The following is a 19,255-nucleotide window of genomic DNA, read 5'->3' as shown; positions in this document are numbered from 1 at the left end:
GAATATATGCGTAAAAAAAGAGACGCGACAAGCGCGTCTCTCAAAATCTATTTCTTTTTCTTCGGTTGCGCCATATCCATATAGTCTACGACCAAACTACTCAAGGCTTTCACCCCCACTTGGAAATGGGCTTCATCTAAATGAAAGTCCGGTGTGTGGTGTCCGGCTACTTCGTCTGCTTTCTTGTTATCAGGTCTCGCTCCTAAAAAGAAGAAGAAGCCAGGCACTTTTTGTTGAAAGAAAGAGAAGTCTTCTGCACCCGTATGCGCAGCTACCACGCGAACGCGGTCTTTTCCATTCACCCCTTGTAAGGTAGGTAACATCTTTTCGACTAATCCTGGGTTGTTATAGGTCACAGGATAACCTGTGCCGATGGTCACATCCGCTTTTCCGCCTCCACTTTCCGCTATGTTCGTCGCGATATCCTTAATGCGTTGGTGTACTAATTCACGTTGTGCCACGCCGAACGTACGAATCGTACCGATCATATGAGAAGATTCGGGAATGATGTTTTGTCTAATTCCGCTGTGAATCGCGCCCACTGTTACGATGGCAGGATCCTCGGTAATATTCACAGAACGTGAAACGATGGTTTGCAATCCCATGACAATCTGCGATGAAATAACAATCGGATCCACACCTGTCCAAGGACTAGCGCCATGCGCTTGTTTTCCTTTGACTTTGATATCCAATTGGTCTACGGCAGCCATCGTGGCACCTGGCTTGTATTCAATCACTCCATTATCAGATCCAGAGGCAATATGCAAGCCAAAAATCACATCCACTTTCGGATTCTCTAATACTCCCTCTTTCACCATTAATTCGGCACCAGAAAGAATCATCTCCCCCTTATCATTGTAAACACCTTCTTCTGCAGGCTGGAAAATGAATTTCACCGTACCCGCTAAATTAGCCTTTTCAGAGGCCAAAATCTCCGCCACCGCCATCAAAATAGCCACGTGAGAATCGTGACCACAAGCGTGCATCACGCCCGTTTTTTGGCCATTAAACTCAGCAGTCACTTTCGATTTAAAAGGCAAATCTCCACGCTCTGTTACGGGCAAACCATCCATATCGGCACGCAATGCCACTACCGGACCTGGCTTCCCACCTTTCAGTACTCCGACAACCCCGGTGTACCCTACTTTCTCCTGCACTTCCATACCGAGAGAACGTAAATGTGCGGCCACAATACCGGCAGTACGCACTTCTTGGTTACCTAGTTCAGGATGTTCGTGGAAATCCCGTCGCCAAGCAATGACCTTATCTTTCAAGGCGTCTGCTTTTTGAGCGATTGTGGGTTTTAAAGAAGACTGTGCGTCCGCTACAAAGGGGGCGGCTAAGAGTAGTCCTAAGGCTAGTTTTTTCATTTGTGTTTTATTTATATCCCCATCCACGCATGATCGCGATGTTTTCTTTCATGCAGTCTAAAGGTTTTAATCCTTGGTAAGCTTCTTGCTCGATAATAAAGTGTTTCGTTCCACCCTCCTTATCGCCTAATTTAACTAGGGCTTGGACGTCGATTTGGCCAGAACCTTTCCCTAAAACAGTCGATTCAAATTTCTCGTGGCCTGAAGGTGCAGGCACTTCGTCTTTCACGTGCATGGAAACGAAACGACCTGGGAATTTCTTCATCACTTCCGCTGGAATTCCGCCACCATTAATCATATTACCTATGTCTAACTGTTGTGCAACAAGCGTAGGATCCGTGTTATTTAACATGATGTCATATAACAATTCTCCCTCTAATTTCTCTGAGAACTCAAAATCATGATTGTGGTAGCCGAATCGCATGCCCGATTTTTGGCACAATTCCCCTGACTTATTAAAGATATCCATGTACTTCAATAACAGGTTTTTATCCTTGCGAATCCCCATGTCAATCGACGGGCTAATCACTAGTTCCTGTCCCATTATCGCGGCATCTTCTACTGTATATTTCCAAAGATCCGTAAAGTCATTTTTCGCATCATCCCAATGTGGCTTGCCCATTACGGTGTGACCTGAGGGCATTTTGATCCCTAAATCATCTAGACGCTTTTTGAATTCTTTGGCTTCCCAACCATAAAATTTACGATTCACATAGTTTGCATGTTCCACATATTTATAGCCCATTTCTGCCAAAGCATTCAAGGTTCCTTGTGGATCTTTGCGCATGTCATCGCGCACCGAGTACAATTGTACTCCTACTAATTTCTTGTATTTAACCGCAGCTAAAGCCTGCAAAGCAGGGGAAGCAAAAGCGATAGCGCCTAGCCCAAAGGCCGAATTGCGCAAAAAGGAACGACGTGATGTATTCATGTTTAGATAGGTTTATTTAGTTCTCCAAGCTACAAATTCTATTTCTATTTTACAAAATTCACGTAACTTCGAAAGATGATGCAGCCTCTCGCAGAACGAATGCGCCCCACTACCCTGGATGAATACATCGGCCAAGAAAAGGTCGTGGGTCCAAATGCGCCTTTGCGAAAAGCGATTGAGGCGGGACATTTGCCGTCTTGCATCCTTTGGGGGCCTCCTGGTGTGGGAAAAACGACGCTAGCCACTTTATTATCTGGCGCCTTGAAGCGAACCATGTATTCCCTTTCTGCGGTGCAATCAGGGGTAAAAGAAGTGCGGGAGACGTTAGAACTAGCGAAGAAGAACCGGATGTTCGAAGCGCAATCGCCCATCCTATTCATCGATGAGATTCACCGTTTTTCGAAATCCCAGCAGGATTCCCTATTAAATGCGGTGGAGAAAGGGATCGTCACCTTAGTAGGCGCGACCACAGAAAATCCCTCGTTCGAAGTTATTTCGGCCCTTTTGTCACGGTGCCAAGTCTATGTGTTGGAATCGCTTTCGAATGAGCACCTGCATACGATGCTTCAAAAAGCGATCGCTACGGATTCTCTTTTTAGAGATAAAAAAATTACCCTAACGGAGACAGACGCTTTATTTCATTTCTCGGGAGGTGACGGTCGAAAATTATTGAATCTTTTCGAGCTATTAATCACTACAGAGGGAGGAAACGAGCTCGAGGTAACAAATGCCTTAGTTACCGAACGATTACAAAAGAACCTAGCGCAATACGACAAAGACGGCGAGCAACATTACGATATCATTTCAGCTTTCATAAAATCCATTCGCGGATCTGATCCAGATGCGGCAGTCTATTGGTTAGCTCGGATGTTAGTGGGGGGAGAATCCTTGGAATTTATTGGAAGACGTTTGTTGATTTTGGCCTCTGAAGATATTGGATTAGCGAATCCCAATGCGCTTTTATTAGCCCAATCTTGTTTCGATTCCATTCGAGTGATCGGTAATCCAGAATCCAGAATCATTTTATCTCAAACGGTTATCTATTTAGCCACTTCGCCCAAAAGTAATTCCGCCTACAACGCCATCAACAAAGCCATGGCCTATGTAGATCAAACGGGGGATTTACCGGTACCATTGCATTTACGCAATGCGCCTACACGTATGATGAAAGATTTGAATTACGGAGCTGATTATAAATACCCGCACGATTTTCCGGGCAATTGGGTGGAGCAGAATTACTTTCCAGAGGTTCCCTCGAGACCGGTCTTTTACAAACCGTCTGAACAAGACAAAATTAATCGTGGCACTCCATCAAAATAAGCGCCCCGCTTTCGTACGAAATTTTCACGATTCCATCTTCGCGTGCCTCATTGCTCGAACTCGTCTGAGTTCCTAGGCGCAACTCAGGGTGGTTTAAATCGTAGACTAAACCGGATGATTTTACTTGAAATGCTTCACCATAAGGCATGAGTGACAACGGAGTTCCTGCTGGATACCACTTTTCAAAGGTGGGAGGTAATAAATAAGACGTTGAATAATCGTCAAAGAACACAATCTTCAATTTTCGGCCATAGCGCACTAGCGAATGAAAATTATTCAGCGTGTGATCCATCCGCTTTCCAGAGGCCCAAACGACATTGACAGCCGGATAACCCTCCTCCAGTAAATATTCAAAGGCCTTTTCTAAGTCTGTCAGATTTTGGTCCGGCGTATGAACCTTTTTCAATGGATAATCGCTGTAATCAGCCGCCTGGACGTGATCGAAGTCGCCTAACCAGACATCCACTTTGATGCCTAATGAGATGACTCTTTCCAAAGCCCCATCCAGCACCACCACCGTCGGTGACCATTCCAATAATTGTTCCACCAAATCCAAGGAGCAAGCCTCTCCATTCGCGATAATCAGCGCGGGTTCTTGTTTGTCTCGGATGATGTGGTGAGAGGACATATTAGGCTTTAAAATCGGACTTACCGCCGGATTTAGAGATCAATTTCGTTTCTTTGATGACGATACCTTTGGAAACCGACTTACACATATCGTATACCGTCAGGGCTGCCACAGAGGCACCTACTAGGGCTTCCATTTCCACTCCAGTTTTGGCCTCCAAACGACAAATGCAAGTAATCACAATCTGATCCGCTAACACTTCCGTCTCAAACTTACACGAGTCCAAACCCAAGGGATGACATAAGGGGATCAAATCAGACGTCTTTTTTGCTGCCATCGTACCGGCAATCACTGCGGTTTGAAGTATGCTGCCTTTCTTGTTTTGCCAACCGGCTACCTCAAAATGTTGCACAATTTCCGCCCCTAAATACACAATGGATTGGGCTTTCGCTTCCCGAACCGTTTCGTTTTTCGAACTAACGTCCACCATTCCTGGGGTGCCATCTGATTGCAGGTGAGAAAAGTCAATTGACATAGCTGATTTGAAATTTAGAAGACAAAAATACGGGAGAATTAGCAAAAAATAGCGAAATTTAACAATTACGTAAAACAACAAACATGATCAGCCCTTTAGAAGCCATTGAACTCCTTAAAAACATCACCATTCCCTTTCGCACGGAAAAATTACCTTTGGCGAAAACCTTAGGGATGAATATCGCCGAAAAAATTGTGGCAGATCGTGACTTCCCTCCTTTTGACCGGGCCATGATGGACGGCATTGCGGTAAAGGATATCACCGCACCTACGTGGAAGATTGAAGGTATGTTATTTGCAGGAGAACCGGTGAAAGCGATCAAAAAGATGGATGGTTCTTTGGAAATTATGACAGGCGCTACGGCCCCACGTGGCACGGAAGCCATCATTAAAATCGAGGATCTAAGTATTGAGAAAAAAATTGCGACTTATATAGGTAAAACACCATTAGAAAAAGGCCAATTCATTCACCTGCAAGGTGCGGATGCACCAGCTGGTTCCGTTTTAGTGAAGAAAAGAACGAAGATTGGGCCAGTGGAAATTGCGATCGCAGCGACCGTGGGTAAAGCCCATATTGAAGTAGAATCGAAGCCTCACGTGCACATTTTCTCTACAGGAGACGAAATCGTAGGCTTGCACGAGACACCGAAAGATCACCAGATTCGCAGTTCGAATGTGATGATGTTGAAGTCGGTGTTATTGTCCAAAGGTTTCAAAGCAAACTCAAGTCACCTACCTGATTCAGCAGAAAAAATCAAAGCTAACATCGATAAGGTGTTGGAATCAAATGACATCATCTTGCTTTCCGGCGGAGTTTCAGCGGGCAAAAAGGATTTAATTCCGGGTGTTTTAGCAGAGGCTGGATTTGAAACCGTCTTTCATAAAATTACTCAAAAACCCGGCAAGCCGATGCTTGTCGCTACTCGTTCTGATGGAAAAGTCGTTTTCGCTTTCCCTGGAAATCCGATCTCGACGCTGACTTGTTTCTGGGTCTATTTCCTTCCATGGGTATCTGGTGAATGGGTGGAATACAATGTGAAAGAGATCAAATTCTTACCTAAACCTTCAGCTGAATTAGATCAGTGGATCCCGGTAGAGAATGGAGAAGTGTTAGCGCATAATGGATCAGGGGACTTAATTAATTGGTCTCGTGCCGATGGATTGGTTTGGCAAAAAGCGGGTGATAAAGCGAAGAAATTGCCCTATATTCCCCTCAAATAAGCCCGTATGGAACTGAAACTACATACTTTCGATTTGCCTTTAAAGCACACGTTCACGATTACGCATGAATCGCGTGACGTGCAACCCACGTTGATTGTGGAGTTGAGCTGGCATGGAAAGAGTGGTTTTGGGGAAGCGACTGAGACCCCCTACTATGGGGTGACCATGGCGAAAATGAAGTCCCAGATCGAGTCAATTCTTGATTTGTTGCCACACGATATTTTACCTCATCCGAGTGATTTTTGGGCGATGATGTCCAAAACCCTTTTAGACGAACACCCCTTCGCCCTTTGTGCGCTGGATGTAGCCTATTGGGATCTGTGGGGAAAGACACACAACAAACCGCTGTATGAGATTTGGGACTTAGACATCTCCGATAATCCCATTACGGATTACACGATCGGGATCGATACGGTAGAGAAGATGGTGGCCAAAATGCAGGAGACTCCCTTTCCCCTGTATAAAATAAAACTGGGAACCGACGACGATTTAGAAATCGTGGAAGCCTTACGAAGAGAAACAGACGCTATTTTCAGAGTCGATGCGAATACCGCTTGGACGCCCGAACAAACCATTTATTTCGCCCCAGAATTAGCAAAACTAGGCGTAGAATTCATCGAACAACCCTTGAAAGCGGATAATTGGGAGGGAATGAAGCGCGTTTTCAAGGAATCTACCTTGCCCATAATTGCAGACGAAAGCTGTATTCTAGAGTCTGATGTAGAAAAATGTGCGGGCTATTTCCACGGCATCAATATCAAATTAATGAAATGCGGTGGCATAACGCCTGCCCTACGCATGATCAAAAAAGCCAGAACACTGGGATTAAAAGTCATGGTGGGTTGTATGACGGAATCGACCATCGGATGCTCCGCCATCGCGCAACTACTCCCCTTACTCGATTACGTTGATATGGACGGCTGCTTATTAGTGGATGACCAAATTTCGACAGGTATTACCATCGACTACGGCGTGGTTTCATATGCTAATTTACCTGGAACTGGAGCTTCTTTGCTATGAGTTATTCCTTAACAGAAAATCACATTCCGGGCCGAAAAATTACCTTTGAAGGAACTGAATACCTTTGGCTGGGAGGCACGAATTACCTGAACATTGGATCTCATCCTTCTTTTCAAAAAGCCTTAGCGGACGGAATTGAACAGTATTCCCAAAACTTTGGCAGCTCGCGTCGCAACAATTTACAATTCTCGATTTGGGAGGATTTCGAACACGCACTAGCCACTTATTTTCAAGTAGAAGCCGCAGCCCTCTGTTCTTCCGGCCTAGCGGCCGCCCAAATCGCCGTACAATACGCCCAACAAAAAGGATTCACCCTAAACCTAGCACCTCAGGCACACCCTGCCTTGTGGCGCCATCCATATACTCCCTTCACTGGAAGCTATAAAGATTGGATATCGAGCCATCAAAAAGGCCAAATCCTCGCCTCAGACGGTATCGGATCTCCTTGGATCAACAGCTTTGATTTCTCTTTTGCCACTACCATGGACCCGAATGATTATTTGATCGTAGACGAGTCACATCGAGCTGGAATTCAAGATATTCAAATTCCCTGTGCTGGACATATTTTGCAAACCGTTTCGCTCTCCAAAGCCTTCGGACTACCCGCTGGCGTCATTTTAGGTGCAGCAGCAGACATAGAAGAGATTAAAAAGGATTCTTTTTGGGTGGGTTCCTCCCCCCCTAATCCTGCCTTTTGTTATGCTGGGTTGCAATCGATGAAAGCTTATAAAGAGCAGAGCACGAAAAGTAAGGCTTTAGCGGATCGCTTCTCAGACAATCTCAAGGGATTTGATGCCCCTGTGACCTATGAACCGGGTTATCCGGCTTTCTGTTCCAAAGCTCCAGGCTTATTCGAACACCTAAAATCCGATGGCATATTAGTGAATCATTTTGCCTATCCAGACATCACGGCGCCTCCCGTTTGTCGTGCCATCTTACCTGCCTGCCTTACTTTAGCAGATATGGATACCATCACAGAAGCCATCAAAAGCTATGCGTAGAATTCTATTTTTCCTATTAATCACCGAGATGATCAGCATGAGTACATTCGCTCAAAAACCCGCCAACATCCTGGAGCAATTATTGCTATCTAACCCAGATAAATTCAAGAAACTAACGGACAACCCGGAAAAATACCGCCTTCAGATTCTTTACACCCAGATTGATCGCGATGCAAAAAACAGGCCTACGCTGACCACCTATTCCTACCGCTCAGATTCGAATGAATATTTCTATCCAGCAAGTACCGTAAAATTAGCGGCGAGTGTTTTGGCCTTAGAAAAACTGAACACATTAAAAATTGATAAATCAACCCCCTTTCTAACCCTAAAAACCCGACCATCTCAACTAGAGATAAAAACTGACACCACGGCAAAATCAGGTTTACCGAGCGTGGAACACTACATTAAAAAGATTCTATTAGTCTCCGATAATGAGGCATACAATCGCCTCTATGAATTTTTAGGACAACGCCCGTTCAACGAAACGATGCTTTCTAAGGGATTTAAAGGTGCTAGACTTACCCACCGTTTACAAACTCCTCTGCCTCGCTTAGAGAATCAATATACCAATCCGATTCGATTCATATCCAATGGCAAAGTCGTTCTGGACCAAGCTGAAGCCTTTAACGACAAACCCTATAGCGCGGCAGCTCCTATTTTGATAGGAAAAGGAACCATGAATGATGCGGGTGTGGTGGAAGATAAACCATTGGACTTTAGTTTAAAAAATGCCTATCCATTGCAGGCACAACATGATTTCCTCAAAAGATTAATGTTGCCTGATGCCTTCCCAGCAAAAGATCGATTCCAGCTGTCTAAAGAGGATTATGGGTTTCTGTACCGCTACATGTCTATGTATCCGACTGAATCGAAAGATCCTGTTTACACGGAGGAGTTCGCTACTTATTGCAAGTTCTTGTACTACGGATCAGAGAAAAATGCCTCTTTGAATCCATCAATTCGCATTTTTAACAAGGTGGGCGATGCCTACGGATTCTTGCTTGACAATGCCTATGTGGTAGATTTTGACCAGAAAGTCGAATTCATGGTAACCGCGGTTTTACTTTGTAATGAGGATGAGATCTTCAATGATGAGCAATACGATTATGATACCATCGGATTTCCTTTCTATAAAAACCTAGGTCAAGTCATTTACGATTACGAGGTAAAACGCCCTAAAAAACAGCTGCCTAATTTAGATCACCTGCGATTCGACTACTCGAATTAAGCCTTTCTTTTAGCGTACAAAAGAACTCCGATACCAAACAGGACAGCCGGAATGGAAAGGATTTGGCCCATATTTAAGGTCAAACTATTTTCGAATGAACTCTGATTCTCCTTTAAAAATTCATAAAAGAAGCGGAGCGTGAAAACGAAAATCATAAAAATACCCGTCAATAAACCCGCCGGTGTCTTTTCTTTTTTCAGATTCCACAAATACAACAGTATAAAAAACAAAAGTAGACAAGATAATGCCTCATACAATTGAGAGGGATGGCGAGGCACCACAAAGGCAGCTAATCCACTCGGATTGAACTCATAATCCCGTAAAAATTTGAATCCCCAAGGCAAATCAGTCGGTTTCCCAATGATCTCCGAATTCATCAAATTCCCAAAACGAATAAAGAATCCAGCTAATGCGGCAGCAATAACCATTCTATCCGTTACATAGAGATAAGATTGATCTTTGTGTTTTTTAGTATACAGATAATACGCTACAAATAGGCCAATTGCCGCGCCATGAGAGGCTAAACCGGAAAAGGGAGGTGTGATCATTTGAATAAAAAAACGAACGGGATCCGCAAATAACAAGGGGAATTCATAGAAAAAATAATGCCCCATTCGAGCTCCTGCCACTGTTCCTATCATCGTATACAACAAGAGTTGATCCGCTTGTTCGACAGGTCTACCCTCTTTTTTGAATAGATAGCTTACGACCTGAAATCCGGCCAAAAAAGCTAAAGCAAAACACAAGCCATACCAACGGATAGGAAATCCTAAAAGGGTGATAATAGTCGGATCAGCGTTCCACTCAATAAATAATAAGCTCATAGTATTCTAGTCTTTCGACCAAAATTAAACATTATTTCTTTGAGTTCTTTACAAAAACTTGGATAGTCTTTTTAATAAATTTCGCGGGATATAAGCGATGAGGAAAGCCTAAAGACATGGCTTGAAAACTACAAAAAACGAGTAATAAAAGAAGTAATTGACGTTTTTTCATTATTGCTTGCTGAATCTTTTACAAAGATATAAAACAAAAGGTACTTTGCAATACAAGGTACTATAAATTATCAATTAACTGATAATTGCTCTTATAGATGCCTTCGAAAATCAAAAGGTTGCATATTCAAGCCTTTTTTATGTTCTTATAGTATGCAAAACATTGAACCTTCCTTCCAATGGGAATCTCTTTATGTCGCAGCACGCGATAAAAAGTCCCCCTTCTTTGGCAGACATTATTCTGAAACCACTTACGAAAATGATATTTACGGTTATTATATCCATCCGCTTTGGGATGATATAGGCTCAGAAACACTATTTTGTAAGATTCTTTACACGGATTACACGGCAAAATATACGATCATTGAATTGTTTGGGGAATGGAATGATACCCTCCATAATGATGTGATGCATTTGAAGCGTACGGTGGTCGATCATTTTGTTGATGCGGGGATTAAGCACTTCATTTTAGTGGGTGAAAATGTATTGAATTTTCATGGTTCTTTTGAGGATGATTATTATGCGGAATGGTTTGAGGATGTGGAAGATGGCTGGATTGCGGCGATGCATTTTGCGCCTTTTGTAGAGGAAGAGTGGGCCAAATACAAGATTGATTACTACCTGAATTTTGGCGGAAACCTCCAAATTCCAAATTGGAGAACGCTTAAACCGGAGATGATCTTTTTTATGATCGACAAACTACTGAAAAGACGATTAAATCCGTAAATTCGCACAAACCTATTATACCTTATGAAAAAATTATTCCTTTTGACCTTGCTGTGTGCAGGTCTATTATCTTTTGCTGTTAACGCTAAAAAAACAGACACCCGTTATTTCGAAATGCGCATCTACTATTGCCATCCGGGCAGATTAGACGCTTTAATCCAACGATTTACGAATCATACCACGAAAATTTTCGAAAAACATGGTATGACGAATGTGGGCTATTGGATCCCTACCAACAATACAGAAAATGCCCTTTATTATATTTTAGCCTATCCATCTCAAGCAGCTAGAGATTCCTCTTGGAAGCATTTTGGCAGTGATCCTGAATGGAGGACTGTTTCGAAAAAATCAGAGGAAACAGGCAAAATAGTCGCTAAAGTAACGAGTGTTTTTATGAACGCAACAGATTTTAGTCCTAAAATCAAACCTTCCGGTGGTCCCGTAGATCAGGTATTTGAGTTACGTACCTACACTCAATTACCAGGCAGAAATCCAGCCATCTTAGCGCGATTCAGAGATCATACGATGAAAATTTTCAAATCGCATGACATTAAGAATATCGCGTACTTTACGACCATCGAAAAAGATCCAACTGTGCAAAGCAAATTAGTTTACCTTGTCGCGCATCCATCAGAAGAGGCTGCGAAAGCGAATTGGGGGGCATTTGTAAATGATCCTAAATGGAAACAAGTATCCACAGACTCTGAAAAAGACGGCAAGATTATTGAAAAAATCGAGTCGATCTTTATGACCCCTACTACCTTCTCTACTATTCGTTAAGAAAATGAAAATCGTTAAAAAAGCACCGCTCCTATTTCTAGGTGGGATGATTAGCCTTGTTAGCTTAGGCATCCCTAAAATGGTTCAGCTGAAAAAAAACACTGCTGATTCCGTTCAAACAAAGGTATCTACGCTACAAGTCCCAGAAGGCCTAGAGGTAAAGCCCTTTGCGGCAGAACCGATGCTGATCAATCCTACGAACATCGATGTGGATTCGAAAGGTCGGGTTTGGGTGTTAGAGGCTTATAACTACCGACCGGGAATTAACGGTAATCCCACGAATCCACAAGGGGATCGCATCGTGATTTTAGAGGATACGAATGGGGATGGACAGGCAGATAGTCGGAAAGTATTTTACCAATCGCCTGAGCTCAACGCTCCTTTAGGGATCGCGGTCTTGGATTCCATGGTCATCGTGTCGCAGAGTCCTTACATCTGGAAAATGTTTGATGATAACCGAGATGGCAAGGCGGACCGCAAAGAAGTATTGTTCTCCGGCATTGGGGGTGATCAGCACGATCACGGAGCACACGCGTTTACGTTTGGGCCGGATGGAAAATTGTATTTTAACATCGGAAATGAGGGAAAGCAATTGTTGGATGCCAAAGGTAATCCGGTCTTGGATCAAGATGGAGATCCGATTGGACCCAAGAAATACCGCCAAGGAATGGTTTTCCGTTGCAATTTAGATGGTAGCCAAGTCGAGGTATTGGGACATAATTTTAGAAATAATTACGAAGTGGCAGTGGATTCCTATGGAGCTCTTTGGCAATCAGATAATGATGACGATGGAAACAAAGGAGTTCGGATAAATGCCGTCTTTGAGCACGGAAACTACGGTTATGTGGATGAAATGACTGGCGAAGGTTGGTATGTTAACCGGACTAACATTGAAAAAGAAATTCCTTTGCGTCACTGGCATTTGAATGATCCAGGGGTGGTACCTAATTTACTGCAAACGGGCGCTGGATCTCCTACGGGAATGATCATTTATGAGGGTAATTTATTACCTTCTATCTTCCAAAATCAAATGATTCACACAGATGCGGGTCCTAATGTGGTTCGCTCCTATGCAACTACCCCTTGGGGAGCTGGATACGAGGCACGAATTAATAACCTCATAACATCTAGAGATCAATGGTTTAGACCTGCGGATGTGGCGGCTGCTCCGGATGGATCTCTTTTCGTCGCTGACTGGTACGATCCGGGTGTAGGTGGACATCAGGCGGGGGATCAGGCCAAAGGTCGTATCTACCGAATCGCTCCTAAAGGACACGCGTATAAAAAAACAAACTTTGATTTAAGTACGCCCGAACTAGCTTTTAAGGCGCTAGAGAATCCTAACTTAGAAATCCGTTTTTTAGCCTTTCAGGCTTTGAAAAAAATGGGGACTAAGGCTGAATCCGTATTGGAAAACGAATTCAACACGAATGAAAATCCGCGTTTTAGAGCGCGCGCATTTTGGGTATTAAATCAAGGACCACGCTCGAATGAATTTATACTAAAAGCCTTCGAACAAGCAAATCCAAACCTGAAAGCGATGGCCATTCGCGCTGCAAAGCAAAAGCCCTTCGCGGAATGGTCTACTCTAGCGGCAAAAGCGGCAAAAGATCAACATGCCTCTGTTAGACGCGAATTAGCGATCGCCTTGCGCCATCTTTCGGGAGAGGGAGTGAATCAATTATGGGCGGGTTTAGCGATGCGCCATAACGGAACAGATCGATGGTATCTAGAGGCTTTGGGAATTGGAGCGGATGGTAACTGGGACGAGCGTTTTGCAGCCTATGCAGCATTAAAACCAGAAAATTCGAAGGGATATTCGGATGTCGTTTGGCGAGCAAGAACGGAGAAAGCATTACCTGCATTAATCGAATTGATTGGAAACACGAAGTCGCTAGCCTATTTCCGTGCGTTAGATTTCATGCCAGGAGAACAAAAATCAGAGGCATTATTCACGCTAATCAACGGTAAGTTTGCCACGGATGTTTCTGCTCAACTAGAGGCTGTTCGCCACATGAAACCGGCTTACATTGCCTCACATCCAGAGGTCAAAGTCGTGCTCTCCGCCTTGTTAAAGCAAATCTCAGGGAAGCAATACCTCGAATTAGTGGATTATTACCAATTAAAAGAGGAAAGTCCACGCGTGTTAGGGATGATTTTAGCTGGGACGGAATCTTCTAAAGCGGGGCAAGTAGTGTATAATTTGCCTGGAGGTGCTGCATTAATCCGCTCGAAATTCTTCACGGGTAAAGAAGCGGAACAACTAGCATTAATTGAGATGTTGCGCTGGCAGGGGAAAACAGAATCTGCGCAATTATTGTATGAGGCCACATCCAATCCTAAATTGAGTAAAGCAGTCCAAATGCAGGCCGCACGCGTAATTGGTAATGCTTATCCAACGGAAGAATTTGTCTTAGACTTATTAGAGAAGAAGAAAATCGCTACAGCTTATGTCCCTTTGGTAGTGGAAAGTCTCCAAAAGGCGTGGAGAAAGTCCATTCGAATGAAAGCAAATAGTTATTTAGCCAAACATCAAACTGAAACCAAAAAGGCCCATCCAGCGATGGCTGAATTAATCAACATGTCAGGAGATGCAGTGAAGGGAAAAGTCGTCTTCACGAATTCGTGTACGATGTGCCACCTGGTGAATAATGAAGGCATTGATTTTGGTCCTAAATTGAGTGAAATAGGTACGAAATTATCAAAAGAAGGAATGTATATGTCCATTTTACACCCGAATGCGGGGATTGGTTTTGGCTATGAAACCTTTGAGGTAAAGACAAAATCCGGAGATACGTATCAAGGGATCATTGTCTCGAAGAACGAAACGGATATCGTGTTGCGCATTCCAGGTGGAATCGTTAAAAGTTTTAAAACATCTGCGCTAAAATCCTACAAACAACTACCGGAGTCCTTGATGCCAGAAGGTTTAGCCGATGGAATGAGTACGCCAGAACTAGTTGACCTTATCGAATATTTATCCACTTTAAAGAAGAAATAAGATGAATCGCCGTGATTTCGCCTCCCTCCTAGGAGCAAGTTTATTGATCCCGTCTTTCACCAAAGGCTCCGCAATTGTACGCGAAAAACAATTTGAGCTAAACTATGCGCCGCATTTTGGGATGTTTAAAAACCATGCTGGGGCTTCTGAACTGGATCAACTTCAGTATATGTATGACCAAGGGTTCACGGCTTTAGAGGACAACGAACTAATGGAGAGACCGGTGGCTTTACAAGAGAAAATCGGGGAGAAATTAGCCAAGCTCAACATGAAAATGGGCGTTTTTGTGATCAAATTCGATGGTTTTTTCGATAAGCAAACCATGACTACCGGGAAAAAGGAATGGACCGATTTATTCCTAGCTTCCTGTCGAAAAGCAGTGGAAACTTCCAAGCGAGTGGATGCGAAATGGGCAACGGTGGTTCCTGGTAATTTCACGCGAGATCTTCCCATCGGAATTCAAACAGGGCACGTGATCGACAACCTAAAACGCGCGGTTGAAATTTTAGAACCCGCGGGATTAACGATGGTTTTAGAGCCCTTAAGCGATAATTCAGACTTATTCTTACGCTATTCAGACCAAACCTATAGCATTTGTCGGGCAGTGGGCTCCCCTTCTTGCAAGATCCTATTCGATATGTACCATATGCAGCGAAATGAAGGTAATTTAATCGCTAATATGGATAAATGCTGGGAGGAGATTGCCTATTTACAAATAGGGGATAATCCAGGTCGTAAAGAACCTACAACGGGTGAGGTGAATTACCAAAATATCTTCAGACACTTAAAACAAAAAGGGTATACGGGCGTTTTGGGGATGGAACATGGAAATTCAAAGCCTGGAAAGGACGGAGAACTCGCTTTAATCGATGCCTATCGTAAATCCGACGTCTAAAATTTGCATTTCTGAATTTTAATTTAGACATTCGCTTAATTATCTAATTAAGATGGACACAAAATTCAAAGCAATCAACGATCCTACCCGGAGAGAGATCTTGCAATTCTTAGTCAATGGCCCTCAAAACGCCGGACAGATTGCTAGCCAGTTTGATATGAGTAAACCGAGTATTTCGCATCATTTGGATCTATTAAAACAGGCCAAACTGATTCAAGCGGATAAAAAGGGGCAATTCATCGAATACAAGCTAGACAAAACTGGATTTGAAGTCATTCACGCCTGGTTCAAAACATTCTCTACTTACTTTGAATTCCCTAAGCCTAAAATTAGAATCGAAATATAATCTGTTTTACTATGTCTCTTCACCTGCCCAGCACATTCCAATTTATACAGTCACATCTACCTGCTAACACGAAAGGCCTCGGAATTACTACGCTTTCGAAGCGTAATTTCTTCCAATCCATCGGTGATTTTTTTGCGGAGAAATCAGGCAAACAACGTGTTTCGTATGTAGCCGTGGGAGATGACTTTATCACGCAATTGCATTTCCAAGGAGAAGATTTAATTGCAGAGAAAACGATCCATTTAGCTCAATTAGATCATTTTTATGTATCAGAAGGCCAAACACCAGATGGCATCATCCACCACTTGTCTTGTGATGCGACGGTGATTATTTCTGCAAAGAAAATGGAAGATTACCACATTAAAATACTTCCATGCCTGTTAGGAGAAAATGCGAGTAATGTGCAAGCGATTCAAAGCATTCAATGGGCACAAGAGTCGAAGAAGGCTTTGACCGAGATCTTGAAAGGCTGGCCAGAACAAATAGCAAAAAACAAAGCAAAAATAGCAAACGAGAACGCTTAATTATTCGGAGACTTTTTCGTCGACTTTCAAGTCAAAAAGTTCTTTAGAGGTGATAGCCACTAGGCTGACGAGCACCATCGTTACCCCTGCGCCTATCAAAACAGAAGGAACCGTGCCAAAAAACTTGGCAGCTACTCCTGACTCAAAAGCGCCCATTTCATTCGAGGTACTCACAAAAACGCCATTCACGGAGGATACACGACCCCTCATTTCGTCAGGAGTATAGAAGCGTAAGACGGTTTGGCGGATGACCACAGAGATCGAATCAAAAGCTCCTGTAAAGAACAGCGCCGTCACCGAAAACCAAAAATTAGTCGATAAACCGAAAACGAAGGTGGCTAGGCCAAAACCGGCAATGGCTAAAATCAAGTTTCGCCACGCGTGTTTCAAAGGAGGGAAATAAACCAAAGTGACCATCGTCACCACTGCTCCCACCGAAGGTGCCGCGCGTAAAATTCCTAAACCCTCTGCTCCTACTTTCAAAATATCTTCAGCGAAAATGGGCAAAATGGCGATTACACCACCAAAAAGCACCGAAAACAAGTCTAGCGAAATCGAATAGAGGATGATTTTGGTTTTAAATACATACGCAATTCCTTCCCGCAAACTGTGCCAAATCGATTCATGGAACACCGTTTTCACTGGGACAGGTCTACTTTCGATTTGGAAAATACAAAACATCACTCCCAGTAATAAGGCAATTACCGTCACTAAAGAACCCGATAATCCGGCGTATGCATATAAAAAGCCTGCCACACCAGGACCTAAAATAGAGCCTAACTGCCAGAACGAACTATTCCAGGTGGCGGCATTCGCAAAAACCTCTTTAGGTACTAGAAAAGGATTGAGTGAAGAGGCGGCGGGACTGAAAAAACCTTTGGAAAGACCGATAATAAAAATAACCGCATAAATGGAATAGATATGAAATTCCGCATCAGCAGATTGCAATTGTGTACTCGAATACAATAAAAAGACAGAGGCTAAAATAATCATCGACAGCGTCACCTGCATGATTTTTTTCTTATCCCGGTTATCCGCAAAGTGTCCGCCAAACAAAACCAACGAAATAAACGGCACCGCTTCAGCTAAACCGATCAGACCTAAAGCCAAGGGATTATGCGTAATCTTATAAATCTCGTAGGCTAAAACCACCTCCTGTATCAACAAGGCAATCGTAAAAAGGGTATTACCGGTCACATAAGCCCTGAATTCAGGGAATTGCAAGGCTTTGTACGCGTCTTTATGTTGAAAAAATCCCATGTAAAAAGTAGATAAGTGGACTCCAAAAGGCTACATCTCCCCAAAAGCGTTTTGCTTCAGAGAAAGCCGTACGAGATAATACATACGTTATGCCAAATGTAACCAAAAAAGGCAAGACGATGAAGATTTCCTGTGTGGTAGCATAGATTCCACTGATAAGTCCGATAAGAATCCATTCCGTTTTTTTCAACCTAGCGGAGTAAAAGTCGCTTGGAGATTCCATTAAAGTGAAATAACACAGATTTTGATAGGCTAGCGCCATCAAAGGCAACAGAAGTATCAAGGACCTGGGCTCCCGCACCCAGATCACTAATCCCACCCCTAAGCCATACAGTACCGACGTAAACAACTCCTTTTCCAGCCTAAGCCAGCCCTTATGCCAGGCAAATCCATATACCATAACGAGAAACAGCAATACAAATCCAGCCAGCAAAACTTCCAACCGCTGAAAGGGCAAAAGACAGGCAATGGCAACACCTAAAAGGCCAATAATTACTCTATAGAATTTGCGATACTGGACATGAAATTCATGACGTTCATCCTGGACGGGCTGAAAGATAATGTCTACTTGGCGATCGACTAAATACAAAAACCAAACAACTAAGGCGAACAAGCTGACTTCAACAACAGGGGGAAGGGAATGAAAATACACTTCAAATAGGAAGCATTGGTACAAAATCGCACCCAGCACCACCTCTAAAGACAAGTATTTAATAAATCGCATCTTTCGATTGAATAACTTGAACTTCCATTCCTACCTGAATTTTCCCTACAGACATGGGGACAAATTGCTGCCCAAAATAGACTTTGTGATTTAGCGTCCGAAACGAAGCTAAAGCCTTAAGCGTCTTTTTATCTGACTCCCCCGTCAGTGGATCCACGTTTACGAGGGGACAACGGGCACAAGGTTTGGCACCTGAAAGAGAGACCTCTCCTATCTTTAATTCAGCCCAAGTATCCTCGGCAAAAGACTCTAGCGATGAAACAATAATATTCGGCCTAAAACGCAACTGATCAACGGGTTCTTCTAAACGCTCTTGCAAAGCAGCATAGGATCCAGAACTGACTAAAAGCAGCGGCAAAGAATCCGCAAAAGAAGTAGTTGTGGCTAATTCTGTCTGGTATTTCACTTTCATCAACCGAGGTTGTTCCGGTGTAATCCGAACTAATTTCACCTCTTCAGACAAGGCAGCAGAAAACCACTCAGACCAGCCCTCCAGCACCTCACGTGCAAGCAATTGATCCTCCCAAATTTCAACCGAAAGCCAATCACCCAGCAGTGGTTCCCAGGACAATTCTTTCACTAATCCCGTCACAGCATCTTTCACCGTAAAACCGCCAGCCGTTTCAGATAAAACGAAACGAGTCAATGCTGGACGAGTCCTTTGGGTAATAAACATCCCCTTCGAATCAACTAACATAAAGCGACGATCGCCGCGCAAACCCTCTTTTTCCAAGATAGATTCGCGGAGAGAAACGGCGCCTAGCGATTTAATGGGGTATATATAGAGATGCGTTACCATAAAACAAATGTA

Annotated in this window: 19 protein-coding genes; 11 read left to right on the top strand and 8 right to left on the bottom strand. The window is 43.4% G+C overall.

Annotated features, from left to right (window positions below):
• Nucleotides 1–47 precede the first annotated feature (47 nt).
• Both EWU21_RS07395 and EWU21_RS07390 read right to left on the bottom strand, forming a co-directional pair.
• The gene (locus tag EWU21_RS07395; protein ID WP_130896177.1) at nucleotides 48–1,370 is read right to left on the bottom strand and encodes an amidohydrolase; all 1,323 of its coding nucleotides are present in this window, start codon (nucleotides 1,368–1,370) and stop codon (nucleotides 48–50) included.
• 7 nt (nucleotides 1,371–1,377) lie between these two features.
• On the bottom strand, nucleotides 1,378–2,301 hold the full coding sequence (locus EWU21_RS07390; protein WP_130896176.1) for a sugar phosphate isomerase/epimerase family protein: 924 nt from the start codon (nucleotides 2,299–2,301) through the stop codon (nucleotides 1,378–1,380).
• 75 nt (nucleotides 2,302–2,376) lie between these two features.
• On the opposite strand from EWU21_RS07390, the gene EWU21_RS07385 reads away from it, so the two are divergent.
• On the top strand, nucleotides 2,377–3,621 hold the full coding sequence (locus tag EWU21_RS07385; protein ID WP_201738098.1) for a replication-associated recombination protein A: 1,245 nt from the start codon (nucleotides 2,377–2,379) through the stop codon (nucleotides 3,619–3,621).
• Here EWU21_RS07385 and EWU21_RS07380 read toward each other — a convergent pair.
• Both EWU21_RS07380 and moaC read right to left on the bottom strand, forming a co-directional pair.
• On the bottom strand, nucleotides 3,596–4,249 hold the full coding sequence (locus EWU21_RS07380) for a thiamine diphosphokinase (protein WP_130896175.1): 654 nt from the start codon (nucleotides 4,247–4,249) through the stop codon (nucleotides 3,596–3,598). The genes EWU21_RS07385 and EWU21_RS07380 overlap by 26 nt on opposite strands.
• A gap of 1 nt (nucleotide 4,250) precedes the next feature.
• Nucleotides 4,251–4,724, bottom strand: a complete 474-nt coding sequence (moaC, locus tag EWU21_RS07375; protein ID WP_130896174.1) for a cyclic pyranopterin monophosphate synthase MoaC — start codon at nucleotides 4,722–4,724, stop codon at nucleotides 4,251–4,253.
• 83 nt (nucleotides 4,725–4,807) lie between these two features.
• Between moaC and EWU21_RS07370 the strand changes: the two genes are divergently transcribed.
• Genes EWU21_RS07370 through EWU21_RS07355 form a run of 4 tightly spaced genes read left to right on the top strand, consistent with a single transcriptional unit; the run spans nucleotide 4,808 to nucleotide 9,193 of the window.
• Nucleotides 4,808–5,944, top strand: coding sequence for a molybdopterin molybdotransferase MoeA (locus EWU21_RS07370; protein ID WP_130896173.1), 1,137 nt, complete (start codon nucleotides 4,808–4,810; stop codon nucleotides 5,942–5,944).
• 6 nt (nucleotides 5,945–5,950) lie between these two features.
• A complete protein-coding gene (locus tag EWU21_RS07365) occupies nucleotides 5,951–6,964 on the top strand; it encodes a dipeptide epimerase (protein ID WP_130896172.1) in 1,014 nt (337 codons plus the stop codon).
• Nucleotides 6,961–7,965 carry an aminotransferase class I/II-fold pyridoxal phosphate-dependent enzyme gene (locus EWU21_RS07360; protein WP_130896171.1) on the top strand — a complete coding sequence of 335 codons (1,005 nt, stop codon included), beginning with the start codon at nucleotides 6,961–6,963 and terminating at the stop codon, nucleotides 7,963–7,965. Before EWU21_RS07365 ends, EWU21_RS07360 begins: the two co-directional genes overlap by 4 nt.
• A complete protein-coding gene (locus tag EWU21_RS07355) occupies nucleotides 7,958–9,193 on the top strand; it encodes a serine hydrolase (RefSeq protein WP_130896170.1) in 1,236 nt (411 codons plus the stop codon). Before EWU21_RS07360 ends, EWU21_RS07355 begins: the two co-directional genes overlap by 8 nt.
• Here the strand turns inward: EWU21_RS07355 and lgt are convergent.
• Nucleotides 9,190–10,017 (bottom strand): prolipoprotein diacylglyceryl transferase, encoded by an 828-nt coding sequence (gene lgt, locus EWU21_RS07350; RefSeq protein WP_130896169.1) that lies wholly within the window; start codon nucleotides 10,015–10,017, stop codon nucleotides 9,190–9,192. The genes EWU21_RS07355 and lgt overlap by 4 nt on opposite strands.
• Before the next feature lie 324 nt (nucleotides 10,018–10,341).
• Here lgt and EWU21_RS07345 point away from each other — a divergent pair, with 324 nt between their 5' ends.
• Genes EWU21_RS07345 through EWU21_RS07320 form a run of 6 tightly spaced genes read left to right on the top strand, consistent with a single transcriptional unit; the run spans nucleotide 10,342 to nucleotide 16,460 of the window.
• Nucleotides 10,342–10,914 carry a hypothetical protein gene (locus EWU21_RS07345; RefSeq protein WP_130896168.1) on the top strand — a complete coding sequence of 191 codons (573 nt, stop codon included), beginning with the start codon at nucleotides 10,342–10,344 and terminating at the stop codon, nucleotides 10,912–10,914.
• A 24-nt stretch (nucleotides 10,915–10,938) separates the two neighbouring features.
• Nucleotides 10,939–11,694: an NIPSNAP family protein gene (locus EWU21_RS07340; protein WP_130896167.1), complete on the top strand. Its 756-nt coding sequence runs from the start codon at nucleotides 10,939–10,941 to the stop codon at nucleotides 11,692–11,694.
• Nucleotides 11,695–11,698: 4 nt separating this feature from the next.
• Entirely contained in the window at nucleotides 11,699–14,695 is a 2,997-nt protein-coding gene (locus EWU21_RS07335; protein WP_130896166.1) for a PVC-type heme-binding CxxCH protein, read from the top strand.
• Nucleotide 14,696: 1 nt separating this feature from the next.
• Nucleotides 14,697–15,590, top strand: coding sequence for a hydroxypyruvate isomerase family protein (locus EWU21_RS07330; protein ID WP_130896165.1), 894 nt, complete (start codon nucleotides 14,697–14,699; stop codon nucleotides 15,588–15,590).
• A gap of 52 nt (nucleotides 15,591–15,642) precedes the next feature.
• The gene (locus EWU21_RS07325; protein WP_130896164.1) at nucleotides 15,643–15,936 is read left to right on the top strand and encodes an autorepressor SdpR family transcription factor; all 294 of its coding nucleotides are present in this window, start codon (nucleotides 15,643–15,645) and stop codon (nucleotides 15,934–15,936) included.
• Nucleotides 15,937–15,947: 11 nt separating this feature from the next.
• Nucleotides 15,948–16,460, top strand: a complete 513-nt coding sequence (locus EWU21_RS07320; protein WP_130896163.1) for a hypothetical protein — start codon at nucleotides 15,948–15,950, stop codon at nucleotides 16,458–16,460.
• Here the strand turns inward: EWU21_RS07320 and EWU21_RS07315 are convergent, their stop codons facing one another.
• The 3 genes from EWU21_RS07315 to EWU21_RS07305 are packed head-to-tail and all read right to left on the bottom strand — an operon-like array spanning nucleotide 16,461 to nucleotide 19,243.
• Complete coding sequence (locus tag EWU21_RS07315) at nucleotides 16,461–17,720, bottom strand: MFS transporter (RefSeq protein ID WP_130896162.1); 1,260 nt, start codon at nucleotides 17,718–17,720, stop codon at nucleotides 16,461–16,463.
• Nucleotides 17,701–18,444, bottom strand: coding sequence for a hypothetical protein (locus EWU21_RS07310; protein WP_130896161.1), 744 nt, complete (start codon nucleotides 18,442–18,444; stop codon nucleotides 17,701–17,703). Before EWU21_RS07310 ends, EWU21_RS07315 begins: the two co-directional genes overlap by 20 nt.
• Nucleotides 18,431–19,243, bottom strand: coding sequence for an MOSC domain-containing protein (locus EWU21_RS07305; protein WP_130896160.1), 813 nt, complete (start codon nucleotides 19,241–19,243; stop codon nucleotides 18,431–18,433). The genes EWU21_RS07310 and EWU21_RS07305 overlap by 14 nt, the downstream gene beginning before the upstream one ends.
• Nucleotides 19,244–19,255 lie beyond the last annotated feature (12 nt).

The organism is Aquirufa antheringensis (assembly GCF_004307425.1).
Lineage (GTDB): Bacteria > Bacteroidota > Bacteroidia > Cytophagales > Spirosomataceae > Aquirufa > Aquirufa antheringensis.
The sequence above is the reverse complement of the archived record's forward strand: the minus strand, read 5'-3'. Positions and strand labels throughout refer to the sequence as shown.